This is a genomic window from Falsirhodobacter xinxiangensis, assembly GCF_004959935.1.
Taxonomy (GTDB): domain Bacteria; phylum Pseudomonadota; class Alphaproteobacteria; order Rhodobacterales; family Rhodobacteraceae; genus Falsirhodobacter; species Falsirhodobacter xinxiangensis.
This window is the reverse complement of sequence record NZ_SMYN01000021.1, coordinates 11,695-24,542: the sequence shown is the minus strand read 5'-3', so window position 1 is coordinate 24,542 and position 12,848 is coordinate 11,695. Positions and strand designations below refer to the sequence as shown.

9 protein-coding genes and 1 pseudogene are annotated in these 12,848 nt (G+C 62.7%); 5 read left to right on the top strand and 5 right to left on the bottom strand.

Features of this window, described 5'->3' with window-relative positions:
- The first annotated feature begins 73 nt into the window (after window positions 1–73).
- The 3 genes and pseudogenes from E2K76_RS17455 to ilvD all read left to right on the top strand — a co-directional run bounded on the left by E2K76_RS17455 (window position 74) and on the right by ilvD (window position 4,518).
- A complete protein-coding gene (locus E2K76_RS17455) occupies window positions 74–1,336 on the top strand; it encodes a CaiB/BaiF CoA transferase family protein (RefSeq protein WP_246033007.1) in 1,263 nt (420 codons plus the stop codon).
- Window positions 1,337–1,391: 55 nt separating this feature from the next.
- Window positions 1,392–2,625: pseudogene (locus E2K76_RS17450) on the top strand (thiolase family protein).
- A gap of 54 nt (window positions 2,626–2,679) precedes the next feature.
- The gene (ilvD, locus tag E2K76_RS17445; protein WP_136685730.1) at window positions 2,680–4,518 is read left to right on the top strand and encodes a dihydroxy-acid dehydratase; all 1,839 of its coding nucleotides are present in this window, start codon (window positions 2,680–2,682) and stop codon (window positions 4,516–4,518) included.
- Window positions 4,519–4,995: 477 nt separating this feature from the next.
- On the opposite strand, the gene E2K76_RS17440 is transcribed toward ilvD, so the two are convergent.
- A complete protein-coding gene (locus E2K76_RS17440) occupies window positions 4,996–5,964 on the bottom strand; it encodes a LysR family transcriptional regulator (RefSeq protein ID WP_136685729.1) in 969 nt (322 codons plus the stop codon).
- 117 nt (window positions 5,965–6,081) lie between these two features.
- Between E2K76_RS17440 and E2K76_RS17435 the strand changes: the two genes are divergently transcribed.
- Window positions 6,082–7,404, top strand: coding sequence for an FG-GAP repeat domain-containing protein (locus E2K76_RS17435; protein ID WP_136685728.1), 1,323 nt, complete (start codon window positions 6,082–6,084; stop codon window positions 7,402–7,404).
- The gene (locus E2K76_RS17430; RefSeq protein WP_169053373.1) at window positions 7,401–8,468 is read left to right on the top strand and encodes a Gfo/Idh/MocA family protein; all 1,068 of its coding nucleotides are present in this window, start codon (window positions 7,401–7,403) and stop codon (window positions 8,466–8,468) included. Before E2K76_RS17435 ends, E2K76_RS17430 begins: the two co-directional genes overlap by 4 nt.
- Before the next feature lie 22 nt (window positions 8,469–8,490).
- On the opposite strand, the gene E2K76_RS17425 is transcribed toward E2K76_RS17430, so the two are convergent.
- The 4 genes from E2K76_RS17425 to E2K76_RS17410 are packed head-to-tail and all read right to left on the bottom strand — an operon-like array spanning window position 8,491 to window position 12,843.
- On the bottom strand, window positions 8,491–10,296 hold the full coding sequence (locus tag E2K76_RS17425) for an ABC transporter ATP-binding protein (protein WP_136685726.1): 1,806 nt from the start codon (window positions 10,294–10,296) through the stop codon (window positions 8,491–8,493).
- Complete coding sequence (locus E2K76_RS17420) at window positions 10,293–11,033, bottom strand: fumarylacetoacetate hydrolase family protein (protein ID WP_136685725.1); 741 nt, start codon at window positions 11,031–11,033, stop codon at window positions 10,293–10,295. The genes E2K76_RS17425 and E2K76_RS17420 overlap by 4 nt, the downstream gene beginning before the upstream one ends.
- The gene (locus tag E2K76_RS17415; protein ID WP_246033006.1) at window positions 11,030–11,908 is read right to left on the bottom strand and encodes an ABC transporter permease; all 879 of its coding nucleotides are present in this window, start codon (window positions 11,906–11,908) and stop codon (window positions 11,030–11,032) included. Before E2K76_RS17415 ends, E2K76_RS17420 begins: the two co-directional genes overlap by 4 nt.
- On the bottom strand, window positions 11,905–12,843 hold the full coding sequence (locus E2K76_RS17410; protein ID WP_136685724.1) for an ABC transporter permease: 939 nt from the start codon (window positions 12,841–12,843) through the stop codon (window positions 11,905–11,907). Before E2K76_RS17410 ends, E2K76_RS17415 begins: the two co-directional genes overlap by 4 nt.
- Between the last annotated feature and the right edge of the window lie 5 nt (window positions 12,844–12,848).

The following is a 12,848-nucleotide window of genomic DNA, read 5'->3' as shown; positions in this document are numbered from 1 at the left end:
GATTTGGAACGACCGCGTGGGGGCGCGGCGCCCGCACAGTTCGGAAGTGTGGCCTAAGGGAGGATTGGATATTATGAGTATGGGCAGCCAGAAAACGGTTCTCGATGAAGGCGCACTGTCACCGCTTCGCGGGATGCGCGTTTTAGATCTAACAAGCGTTGTGGTGGGACCCATCTGCACGTGGCGCCTGGGGCAATACGGAGCAGAGGTCATCAAGGTCGAATCGCCAGACGGCGATCTGATGCGTGGCCTAGGAGGGCTATCTCCGACAGGTCAGCATTCCGGCACCTACCTTCACCTGAATCGGGGCAAACGAAACATTTGCATCGATTTAAAGGCGCCAGAATCCAAAGACCTTATGGAACGTCTCGTCGCATGGGCGGATGTCATCGTTGCTAATATGCGCCCCCAGGCTTTGGAGCGCCTATCATTGGACGGAGCTACCATTCGGACGCGGCATCCCGAAAAGATACACTGCCTTATCACCGGATATGGCACAGATGGGCCTTATGCCGGGCGTCCAACATACGACAGTGTAGTGCAGGGCGCGGCCGGCATTCCAGGATTGTTCCTCGGGCGGGATGGTGTGCCATCCTACGTGCCGATGGTAATTTGCGACCATGCTGTCGGTGAAATCGCGGCCGGGTCAATCATGGCCGCCTATGTCTATAGACAGTCTACGGGAATCGGGACGACGCTTGAGATTCCAATGTTCGAGACAATGGCGGCATTCGTGCTGCAGGAACATCTGGCTCAGGCTACCTTTGATCCTCCGGTAGGTGCGGCCGGCGACAGACGGCTCCTAAACCCCAAGAATAAGCCACTCCAGACGTCGGACGGCTGGATCTCGGTGACTATTAACACCGATTCTCAGGTGCGTGCTTTCTTGAAGGCAATTGACCGGCCAGAGCTACTGGATGACCCGCGGTTCAAGACCGTTTCCGCCCGCGCAAAGAACGTTGATGCTTGGTTTGCTGTGCGGGGAGCGGGACTGTTCGGGAAGACGACACGAGAGTGGCTGGATATCTTCCAGCAAGCAGATGTCGCAGCTATGCCCTGTCATACCCTCGAAACACTGCCCCAGGATCAGCACCTGGAAGCGGTCGGCCTCTTGTCGAGCGAGGAACACCCCACGGAAGGCACGGTAACAGCGATCCGATCCACGGCGCGCTTCAATGGTGTATATTCAAGGCTTCAGACGACTGCGCATCCTAAAGGCTGGGATACAAAGGAAATCCTAAAAGATCTGGGCTGTGACGACGAAGCAATTCAGGTTTTATTTGCCAGTGGGGCACTCGGTTCAAATACCTCGAGCGCCCCCCAACCGCTGATCTAGTCGTTCTGCACTTGGCTACGCCATCGAACGGGACGAAATCTATCGGAGTGGTGAGATGAAAGACGTTTATATCTGTGATTACATCCGCACCCCCATCGGGCGCTACAGCGGGGCACTCTCGTCGGTGCGTGCCGACGATCTTGGCGCGATCCCGCTGCGGGCGCTGATGGCGCGGAACGCGGGCGTCGATTGGGAGGCGGTGGACGACGTGATCTTCGGCTGCGCCAATCAGGCGGGCGAGGACAACCGCAACGTCGCGCGCATGTCATCCTTGCTAGCGGGGCTGCCGGTGGAGGTCACCGGCACGACCATCAACCGTCTGTGCGGGNCTGCCGGTGGAGGTCACCGGCACGACCATCAACCGTCTGTGCGGGTCGGGCATGGATGCGGTGCTGACGGCGGCGCGGGCGATTACTGCGGGCGAGGCGGACCTGATGATCGCGGGGGGGGTCGAAAGCATGTCCCGCGCACCCTTCGTGATGCCCAAGGCCGAAAGCGCGTTCAGCCGCGCTGCCGAGATTCACGACACCACCATCGGCTGGCGTTTCGTGAACCCTGCGATGGCGGCGGCCTATGGCGTCGATTCCATGCCGCAGACGGGACAGAACGTGGCGGATGATTTCGGCATAAGCCGCGAGGCGCAGGACGCAATGGCGCTGGCCTCGCAGACCAAAGCCGCCGCCGCGCGCGACCGTCTGGCCCAAGAGATCACGCCCGTCACCATTCCGCAGCGCAAGGGCGACCCGCTGGTGGTGACGCAGGATGAACATCCCCGTGCGACCACCGCCGAAGCCTTGGCGAAGTTGAAGCCGCTGTTCCCGAACGGATCGGTGACGGCTGGGAACGCGAGCGGTGTCAATGACGGCGCGGCGTCGCTGATCCTTGCCTCAGCAGCAGCGGCGCAAAAGCACGGCTTGACACCCATCGCCCGCGTTCTGGGCGGGGCCACGGCGGGCGTTGCGCCGCGCGTCATGGGCTTCGGGCCGGCACCTGCGTCAAAAAAGCTGATGGCTCGGCTGGGCCTGACCCAAGCAGATTTCGCAGTAATCGAACTCAACGAGGCGTTCGCCGCCCAGGGCATCGCCACGCTGCGCGATCTGGGAATTGCCGACGACGATCCGCGCGTGAACCCGATCGGCGGCGCCATCGCATTGGGTCACCCGTTGGGCATGTCCGGCGCGCGGATCACCGGAACGGCGGCGTTGCAACTTGTGCCGGGGCAGAAGTCCCTGTCCACCATGTGCATCGGTGTCGGCCAAGGCATTGCCATCGCACTGCAGCGGGTCTAGCCAAGCCAAAGATCCGCGCTCAGTGCGCGTCGAACAACCAACGCAGGTAGTATCATGCCAGCCTATCGCTCTCGCACCACTACGCATGGCCGCAACATGGCAGGGGCCCGTGGTCTCTGGCGCGCCACCGGCATGAAGGACGGGGACTTCGGCAAGCCGATCATTGCCGTGGTCAACTCGTTCACGCAGTTCGTGCCGGGTCACGTCCACCTCAAGGACCTCGGCCAGCTTGTCGCGCGCGAGATCGAGGCGGCGGGCGGTGTCGCCAAGGAATTCAACACCATCGCCGTCGATGACGGTATCGCGATGGGTCATGACGGCATGCTGTATTCGCTGCCCTCGCGCGAGATCATTGCCGACAGCGTCGAATACATGGTCAACGCGCATTGCGCCGATGCGATGGTCTGCATCTCCAACTGCGACAAGATTACGCCCGGCATGCTGAACGCGGCGATGCGGCTGAACATCCCGTCGGTCTTTGTTTCCGGCGGTCCGATGGAAGCTGGCAAGGTCGTGCTGAACGGCAAGACCAAGGCGCTGGATCTGGTCGACGCGATGGTTGCCGCCGCCGATGACAGCGTGTCTGACGAAGACGTGAACGCGATCGAACGGTCGGCCTGCCCGACCTGCGGGTCGTGCTCGGGGATGTTCACCGCGAACTCGATGAACTGTCTGACCGAGGCGCTTGGCCTGTCTCTGCCCGGCAATGGATCGACGCTGGCGACCCACTCGGACCGCAAGCGGCTGTTTCTGGAGGCGGGGCATGTCATCGTCGACATCGCCCGTCGCTATTACGAACAGGATGACACATCCGTCCTGCCGCGCAACGTCGCGAACAAAAAGGCGTTCGAGAATGCGATGTCGCTGGATATCGCGATGGGCGGATCGACTAACACCGTGCTGCACATCCTTGCCGCCGCGCATGAGGGCGGCATCGACTTCGGCATGGAGGATATCGACCAGCTGAGCCGCAAGGTGCCATGCCTGTCCAAGGTCGCCCCCGCCAAGAACGATGTCCATATGGAGGATGTCCACCGCGCAGGCGGGATCATGGCGATCCTCGGCCAGCTGGAGCGTGGCGGCCTGATCCATCGCGATACGCCGACCGTCCACACCCCCACGCTGGGCGACGCCATCGACCGTTGGGACATCAGCCGCAGCGACAGCGAGACGGTCCACAACTTTTTTCGCGCGGCCCCGGGCGGCGTGCCGACGCAGACCGCCTTCAGCCAGAGCGCACGGTGGGAAACGCTGGATCTGGATCGCCAGAACGGCGTGATCCGGTCGGTCAACGCGCCGTTTTCCGCAGATGGCGGTTTGGCCGTGCTGAAGGGCAACATCGCGCTGGACGGCTGCATCGTCAAAACGGCGGGCGTGGACGAATCCATCCTGAAGTTCACCGGCCCCGCCGTGGTCTATGAATCGCAGGACGACGCGGTCAAAGGCATTCTGTCGAACAAGGTCAAGGCGGGCGACGTGGTCGTCATCGTCTACGAGGGGCCGAAGGGCGGGCCGGGGATGCAGGAGATGCTGTATCCGACCAGCTACCTGAAATCCAAAGGGCTGGGGAAGGCCTGTGCGCTGATCACCGACGGGCGGTTCTCGGGCGGGACCTCGGGGCTGTCGATCGGCCATGCCTCGCCCGAGGCGGCGCAGGGCGGGCTGATCGGTCTGGTGCGCAACGGCGACCTGATCGAGATCGACATTCCGAACCGCACGATCAACCTTGCCGTGCCGGAAACGGAGCTTGAGGCGCGTCGCACCGCGCAGAACGCGGCCGGCTGGAAACCCTCGGCCCCGCGCAAGCGCAACGTGACGACGGCGCTAAAAGCTTATGCTGCCTTTGCCTCCTCGGCCGACAGGGGCGCGGTGCGGATTCTGCCGAAGGCGTGACCACTCAGGGGATTTTCGTTTACGACGCTAAGCTATCCTGCAGACTCAGTCTGGAGATTGTATCACTCTGCAAAACTGTGGCGGCATTACGGTTCTCTGGTCACTGCGGAACTAGGTGCTTGCGCACACTGTGTAGCAAAGCCATCCTGCAGGACAGCTCACCAATTCGTCGATCAGAATTTGGTGGGACCTAAATGAAAGCGTGGCTATGCCGAAGATATTTAGCGGCACCAACGCCTACATTAAGGCTGGCGAACCTTACCAGCGAGACGTCACCTATACACAGGCCATGAACCACCTTTCGATCGCTGGAGCGCCGGACAGTGGTTACAAAAGCTGATGAGACAACGGCAGCGACCCCAAATGCTTTGCACAACCTCAAAATAGTTCGCCTGATGTTTGATCTCCACGAGTAGGATCCAAGTAATTGTGACTTTGATAGCGTCCAGCGGTGACGCAAAGCCTATACGAAAGCTGCTACACCTTCCCCCGATCTATTTCCTTCGAGCCCGCTGACGTTTCGGAGCCGCGCGGAAACTCAGCCATTTTGTCGGTGTGAAACCGCAGCGCATTAACCAATAGCTTGAAGGCTGCAGCGTGCTGGCGCCTGCTGCCGTAATAAAGGTGATACCCCGGAAGCGAGGGACACCAGTCGCGCAGCACCTTGACCAGCCTGCCGCTGTCTATATGCGATTGCACTTGAGATTCGAGCAGATAGGCAATTCCGAAGCCCGCGAGAGCTGCGTCGACGATCATCTCCGGCCGGTTGAAGACAAGCCGGCCGTTCACACGAAGCTTCTCCTCGATGCCATTCTTCTGGAATGTCCAGGTCGAGACGCCACCGCGGCTGGGATAGGTCCGGTCTATGCAAAGGTGATCCACAAGCTCGCGTGGGGCACTAGGCGCGGGGTGGCGATAAAGATACGCTGGAGAGGCAACGACGACCAATCGTTCCGGCGGCCCGATTGGCACGGCGATCATGTCTTTGGCCACGTTCGCACCCAGCCGAATGCCCGCGTCGAACCGCTCCGCCACGATGTCGACGAAACCATTCTCGACCTGCACCTCGACAGTGACGCCGGGGTATTCGGACAGGAACCGCTGCAATGCAGGCCATAGGATCGTCTCTGCCGCGTGGTCGGCGCTGGAGATGCGGATCGTTCCCGCCGGCTGGTCGCGATGGGTCGTCAGCGCATTGACCTGCCCCTCGATCCGGTCCAGCGCGGGCCGAAGCGTTGCCAGCAGATGCTCGCCCGCCTCGGTTGGCGCGATGCTTCTGGTGGAGCGTGTCAGAAGGCGCACGCCCATCCGTTCCTCCAACCGGCGGATCGCGTGGCTGAGGGCACTTTGCGACATGCCGAGCTGCCCCGCAGCACGGGTGAAGCTCCGTGCCTCGGCCACGGCGGCGAAGGTGGCGAGATCGGGAAGTTCGTTCTTCAAAACCATCGGGGCGCCCAACTAATTGCATGCATGGTTTTCATATGTCCATGCAACGAAGGCCATCTAGTCCGGTCGCTGCCCGGCACCAGTTTTGACGGAAAGCCCTTGCCAGAAAGGTCCAGAATGAACCGTCTACTCCTTGCCGCAACCTGTCTTGCCGCTGGCCCCTTGGCCGCGCAAGACCGCGATCCCGCCACCGACGCCTTCGCCGTTATCCCCGAAGCGCCATCCTCGGCCTTCGTGGATGCGACGGCGACGAAAATGCCCCTCGCATCCAGCCTTCACGCAACGGATTCGGCCATGCTGGATGCGGACAATGATGGCGATCTGGATGTGGTGCTGTCGGTCGAATACGGGGTCAATCGGCTTTACCTCAACGAGGGTGGCACGCTCAGCTACCAACCCGATGCGTTCGGCACCGTTATGCATGACAGTGAGCATGTGCGAACGGCGGACTTCGACGGTGACCGCAATGCCGATGTGGTGTCCGTGGCCGAATCCGACGAGGTGAGCCAGCTGTTCCTTGGCGACGGGCAGGGTGGGTTCACCGATGCCAGCGACAGGCTGCCCCGCATGGGTCAGGCCAATGGTCTTGCCTTGGGCGACCTGAACGGCGATGGCTTGCCCGATATCTTCATCGGCAGCACGGGCGAGGTCGACCATGGCGCCTCCATCGTTCCGGCCCGCAACATTCTGTTTCTAAACGATTCCCACAACCCGGGCCACTTCATTGACGCGACCGACAGCCACCTGCCCGCAACCGACGACCAGACCGAGGGGGTGGCGCTGGCCGACATGGACAATGACGGCGATCTGGACGTGGTCATCGCCAGTCCCTCGCACCCAAATCGGCTGCTTCTGAACGACGGAAGCGGCGTCTTCACGGACGCGTCGGACCGGCTGGACCTGCCCGTTCCGATGGAAACGCGCGAGGTTCATGTGTTCGATGCCAATGGCGACGGCTGGAACGACATCGTATTCTTCAGCATCACCAGCAACAATCAGGGGTGGGAGAAGGATCCCCAGACCCGCCTGCTGATCAACGACGGTGAAGGCCGATTTAGCGATGAGACGGCGGAACGTCTACCGAAGCACACATTCTCTAGCTGGGCGGGAACGGTCGTGGACTTCAACCGCGACGGCGCGCCGGATCTGCTGGTCGGCGCGATCCAGGTGCCGGGCTTCGTGCCCTTGCAACTACGCGCGTGGCAGAATGACGGTGACGGTGGCTTCACCGACGTGACAGGCGATGTTGTGCCCGGCATCACCGTGGGCCGCAGCTGGAGCATGAGCCAAGGCGATCTGGACGGCGACGGTCATCCCGATGTCGTCATCGACGGCTGGGGCACGCAGGCCCGCCTGCTTTTGTCAGACATCGCGGGGTTTGAGGCGGCACTGCCCCCGATGCCATCCTTGCCCGCCCCCGCGCCGGAGGTGGCACGGTGACCGTCGGTATTGGGCTGATCGGCTGCGGTCTGGTCACGCAGCACCTACACATCCCCGCGCTGGCGCAACTTTCTGACCGGTTCAGGATCGCAGCGCTTCATGACGCCTCGCCCACCGTCCTGCGCGGGGTGGCGGGTCGCCTGCCCGGCGCAGCGCCGCATGACAGCGTAAAGGCGCTGCTGGCCGATCCCGACGTCCGCGCTGTGCTGGTCGCCAGCCCCTCGGCGCTGCACGGGCCCCACGCCGTCGCCGCGATGCAGGCGGGCAAGCATGTGCTGATTGAAAAGCCCATGTGCCTGACGGTCGAGGAAGCGGACCTTCTTGCCACCACCGCGCGTGAAACGGGCGCGACGGTGCAGATCGGCTACATGCGCCGCCACACACCCGCCTTCCACGACGCGGCGCATCTGGTCGCCGCGATGCAGGGCGGCATCAACATGGCTCGTTTGCGCGAGATCATCGGCCCCAACAGCGCTTTCGTTGATCCAACAGCGGCGATCATCACCGGCAACGACGTTCCGAAATACCTTCACGACGAGGTGTCGCGTGCGACGAAGGCCGCCGCCATCGCCGTGGCGGGCACCGACGAAGGGCCGCGCGCCTTTGTGCACAATTTGCTGCTTGGCTTATCCACGCACAGTCTGTCCACGATGCGGGGTGTGCTGGGGATGCCGAAGGCCGTGATTTCAGCTCGACACCGGCGAGAGGGGCGGTTCCTGCAGGTGGATTTCGACTACGGCGACTTCATCTGCCACTTCGAGACGGGCGTGGACCAGATCGCCCGTTTCGACGCCTGTCTGGAAGTGATGAACGACACGCGGATCGTGCGTTTGGACTACGACTCGCCATTCATCCGTCACCATCCCGCACGGCTGCATATGAAGGATGCCGCGGGCAGCGGTGTCACCGAAACCACAATGCAGCCGCCACGTCAGGACGCATTCGTCGGCGAATGGCTGGCTTTCCACCAGGCGCTGTCCGGCGAAGAGGTCCAGACTGATATCGCCGATGCGACTGAGGATATGATCCTGATTAACCAGATCATGGCTCGATTCTTGGACTGACGCTGCTAGTCAGCCACATGCATCACGCCATAACAAGGTGCCCTTCGCCGATCTGCCTGTAATCACGGCGGGTCGGGGCAAAATCCAGATCGCGGATAGGACTGCGCAACTCCGTCACATCGGCGACCTTGGAGGGCCGCTTGTGGTCGGGATCGGGGATTGGCACGGCTGCAAGAAGCCGCTTCGTGTAGGGGTGCTGCGGGTTGGCGAAGATCGCCTCGCGCGGGCCGATCTCCACGATCTCGCCCATGTAAAGGACGGCAACGCGGTGGCTGATGCGCTCGACCACAGCCATGTCGTGGCTGATGAACAGATAGGACAGGCCGTATTTCGCCTGCAGGTCCAGCATCAGGTTGATAACTTGCGCCTTGACCGAGACATCCAGCGCCGAGACGCTTTCATCCGCGACGATCACCTTGGGCGACAGGGCAAGCGCCCTCGCGATGCAGATGCGCTGCCTTTGCCCGCCGCTGAACTGGTGCGGCAGACGCTGCGCCATGTCGGCGGACAGGCCCACCTGCTCCAGCAGGTCGCCGACGACGCGGCCTGCTTCGGCTTCGGTTCCCATGCCGTGGGCAAGATAGGGTTCCGCGATGGCGCGACCGACGCTCTGGCGCGGGTCGAGGCTGGCGAAGGGGTCCTGAAAGATCATCTGGATGTCGCGCCGTGCCGAACGCAGCTCCGACTTCGACAGTCCGAACAGGTCGCGCCCGTTCAAGAGGGCCTTGCCTTCCTGCGATTTGACCAGCCGCAGGATCGATTTGCCAAGCGTGGATTTGCCGCAGCCGGATTCGCCGACGATGGACAGCGTCTCGCCCGCCATCAGATCGAAGCTGACGTTCTCCACCGCATGCACGCGCCCCGAGGCACGTCCGAAACGGCCCTTGTTGATCGTGAACCGCGTCGTCACACCGGTGATCGACAAGACCGGAGGCTGGTCGTGGCGCACCGTGTCGGGCATTACGTCACGCTCCAGCGCCGCGCCCGTCACGCCGTCGATCTCGGGGAACTTGCGCGGCAGCGGCTCTCCCGCCATTGAGCCCAGACGCGGAACCGCGCCCAGCAGCTTGCGTGTGTAGGGTTGGGTCGCATTGAAGAAGATGTCGCGGACCGAACCGGATTCGACCTCGTCGCCACGGTTCATCACCACGACCTGATCCGCGATTTCGGCCACAACGCCCATGTCGTGGGTGATGAAGACGACGCCCATGCCCTCTTCGCGCTGCAACTCCCGGATCAGGTCGAGGATCTGCGCCTGAATGGTCACGTCCAATGCCGTCGTCGGCTCGTCCGCGATCAAGAGCTTGGGCTTGCAGGCCAGCGCCATCGCGATCATCCCGCGCTGACGCATTCCGCCCGAGAAGTTGAACGGCAGATCGTCGTATCGAGACGCCGCCGAGGGTATTCGCACCTTGTCCAGAAGCGCCACCGCGCGCTGCTTTGCTTCGTCAGCCGAGCAATCGTTGTGCAGCAGGATCGCTTCGGAAATCTGCTTGCCGATGGGATGCAGCGGATTGAGGCTGGTCATCGCCTCCTGAAAGATCATGGCGATGTCGTTGCCGCGGATGCGGCGCATCTGCGCCTCGGGCAGCGCAAGGATGTCGCGACCCTCCAGCAGGACCTGCCCTTCGACGCGGCTTTTCTCGGGATTGTGCAGCCGCATGATCGACATGGCGGTAACGCTTTTGCCGGAACCGGATTCACCCACCACGGCAACGGTCTGGCGCGGGGCCACGTCAAAACTAATGCCGTTGACGACGCGGCTCCACCCCTGCCCCTTGCGGAAGCTGGTGGCCAGATTGCGGACGGAAAGGACGGGGCCGGTCATGCGGGAACCTCCGATGCGATGACGATGTGATCCTGCGTGCCAAGGCCGGTTCCGCCCAGCTGGACACGCTGTCCGGCGGACAGAAAGCGCGGGGGCGACATGCCGATGCCGATGCCGGCGGGCGTTCCGGTCGCGATCAGATCGCCCGGCAGCAGGGTCATGAATTGCGAGATGTAGGAGACGAGGTGGTCGACGCCGAAGATCATGTCGGCGGTGTTGCCGGACTGGACGCGTATGCCGTCCACCTCCAGCCACAGGTCCAGCGCCTGCGGGTCGGGGATCTCGTCCGCCGTCACGAACCACGGACCGATGGGGCCGAAGCTGTCATGCCCCCTTCCCTTGCTGGAATCGCCACCCCTGTCGCGCTGATGGCTGCGTTCGGACAGATCGTTCACGAGGCAGTATCCGGCGATATGGGATCGCGCCTCGGCCTCGGTCACGTATTTCGCGCGTTTGCCGATGACCACGCCCAACTCCACCTCCCAGTCGGTCTGCACCGACCCGCGCGGCAGCTCGATCGGATCGTTGGGGCCGCAAATGGCCGAAAGCGGCTTCATCGCGATGGCCGGTTCGGACGGCGTGGGCAGTCCCAAGGACCGCGCATTGCAGTGATAGTTCAGCCCGACGCAGATGAACTTGCCGACATCGGCCACGCAGGCGCCAAGACGCACATCTTCGATACCGGCTATGCCTGCCTTCTCGCGCCCCGCCTCGCCATACCGGATATGTCGGGTCATTCCGCGCTCTCCGGGTCCATCGCGTCGCGCAGGGCGTCACCGATTATGTTGAAGGCCAGCACGACCAGCGTGATCGAAAACCCCGCCCCGATGATGGCCCAGGGCGAGCCGAAGATGTTGGTTAGCCCGTCGCGGATGATGTTGCCCCAGCTTGCCTCGGGCGGGCGGGTGCCGATGCCGAGGAAGCTCAGCGTCGCCTCCAGCCGGATGGCCGATGCGATCCACAGCGTCATCATCAACATGGTCGACGCGAACATGTTCGGCACTACATGGCGGATGATGATCAGCGGCGTGCGGATGCCCATCGCGACAGCGGCCTCGATATACGGTTCCTGCCGCACGGCCAGCGTGGCGGATCGCGCGACGCGGGCAAAGCCGGGGATGAACACGACCGTCATCACCAGAAGCACGCTCCAGAATCCGCCGCCAAGCGCCGCCGCCACGATGATCGCAAACAGCAGTTCGGGAAAAGACAGCAGCATGTCGATCACCCGCGTCACCAGCCGATCCACCATCCCGCCGAAATAGCCCGAGACGACGCCCAGCGTCGTGCCCACCACCATCGCGATGGTCGGCGCCATGACGCCGAACAGCAGTGAGTTTTGCGAACCATGGATGATGCGCGACAGCACGTCGCGCCCGAACTGGTCGGTGCCAAGCCAATGCTCCCATGACGGATACTGGTTCACCTTGAAGAAGCTTTGCGCCAGCGGATCATAGGGCGCGATCCACGGGGCAAACAGCGCGACCACGGTGAAGATGCCGATGACGACGACCGCGAACACGGTCGATGGGCGCGACAGCAGCGTCTTGCGCAACATGTCGGTCCGGCTGCGCGACAGGGACAGGGCGGGGTTGGCGTCAATGCTGCTCATGCCGCTTTCCTCAGACGGGGGTCGACGATCTGGTAACCGATGTCGACCAATGTGTTCACGACGACGACGAACAGCGCGAATACGATGACGCCGCCCTGAATCATGGGATAATCGCGCTGCGCGATGGCGCTCATCAACATCTCGCCCAGGCCGGGACGGTTGAAGACCAGTTCGATCGCGACGGAACCGGACAGGGTTGCAAGGATCGACAAGCCAAGCCCCGTCGTCACCGGCAGCATCGCGTTGCGCATCGCGTGTTTCAGCAGCACGTCGCGTTCCGGCGCACCCTTGGCGCGGGCGGTGCGGACGTATTCCTTGCTCAGAACCTCCAGCAACGCAGTGCGGGTCAGGCGGCCGATGAAGGCGATCTTGACGAAGGCCAGCGTCAGCGCGGGTAGTGCGACGTGGTGCAGGCGGTCAAGGAACCCCTCGCCGCCGCCAATCACCGGAAACAGCCCGAGGTTCAGCCCGAAGAACAAAAGCAGCAACGCGCCCAAATAGAAATCGGGGATCGCATAGCCGATCAGCGTGAACACCCGCATCGACTGGTCGGGCAGCTTGTTCTTGCGCACGGCGGCAAAGATGCCGAAGGGAATACCCATCAGCGCGCCCAGCAGCACCGCGACGAAGGTCAGTTCCAGCGTATAGGGCAGGTTGCGGGCGATGGTGTCCAGAACCGGCTGGCCCGTAATCAGCGAGGTGCCGAAATCCAGCGTCACCGCATCACGCAGGAATGTCAGATACTGTTCCCAGATCGGCGCGTTCAGCCCCGTCTGTTCGCGGAACAGCTCCAGCTGTTCCGCCGTCGCTTGATCGCCAAGCGCCACCAGCGCCGGATCGCCCGGCAACAGCCGGAGCGAGACGAATACCAGCGTCAGCACCAGCAGCACTGTTGGTATCGCATCGAATAATCGCGTCAAGACAATGCGCAACATCGCCC

Bases quoted from the DNA above. Each gene is read 5' to 3' on its own strand.
- E2K76_RS17455 (WP_246033007.1), top strand. From the start codon at position 74: ATGAGTATGGGCAGCCAGAAAACGGTTCTCGATGAAGGCGCACTGTCA.
- ilvD (WP_136685730.1), top strand. From the start codon at position 2,680: ATGCCAGCCTATCGCTCTCGCACCACTACGCATGGCCGCAACATGGCA.
- E2K76_RS17440 (WP_136685729.1), bottom strand. From the start codon at position 5,964: ATGGTTTTGAAGAACGAACTTCCCGATCTCGCCACCTTCGCCGCCGTG.
- E2K76_RS17435 (WP_136685728.1), top strand. From the start codon at position 6,082: ATGAACCGTCTACTCCTTGCCGCAACCTGTCTTGCCGCTGGCCCCTTG.
- E2K76_RS17425 (WP_136685726.1), bottom strand. From the start codon at position 10,296: ATGACCGGCCCCGTCCTTTCCGTCCGCAATCTGGCCACCAGCTTCCGC.
- E2K76_RS17420 (WP_136685725.1), bottom strand. From the start codon at position 11,033: ATGACCCGACATATCCGGTATGGCGAGGCGGGGCGCGAGAAGGCAGGC.
- E2K76_RS17415 (WP_246033006.1), bottom strand. From the start codon at position 11,908: ATGAGCAGCATTGACGCCAACCCCGCCCTGTCCCTGTCGCGCAGCCGG.
- E2K76_RS17410 (WP_136685724.1), bottom strand. From the start codon at position 12,843: ATGTTGCGCATTGTCTTGACGCGATTATTCGATGCGATACCAACAGTG.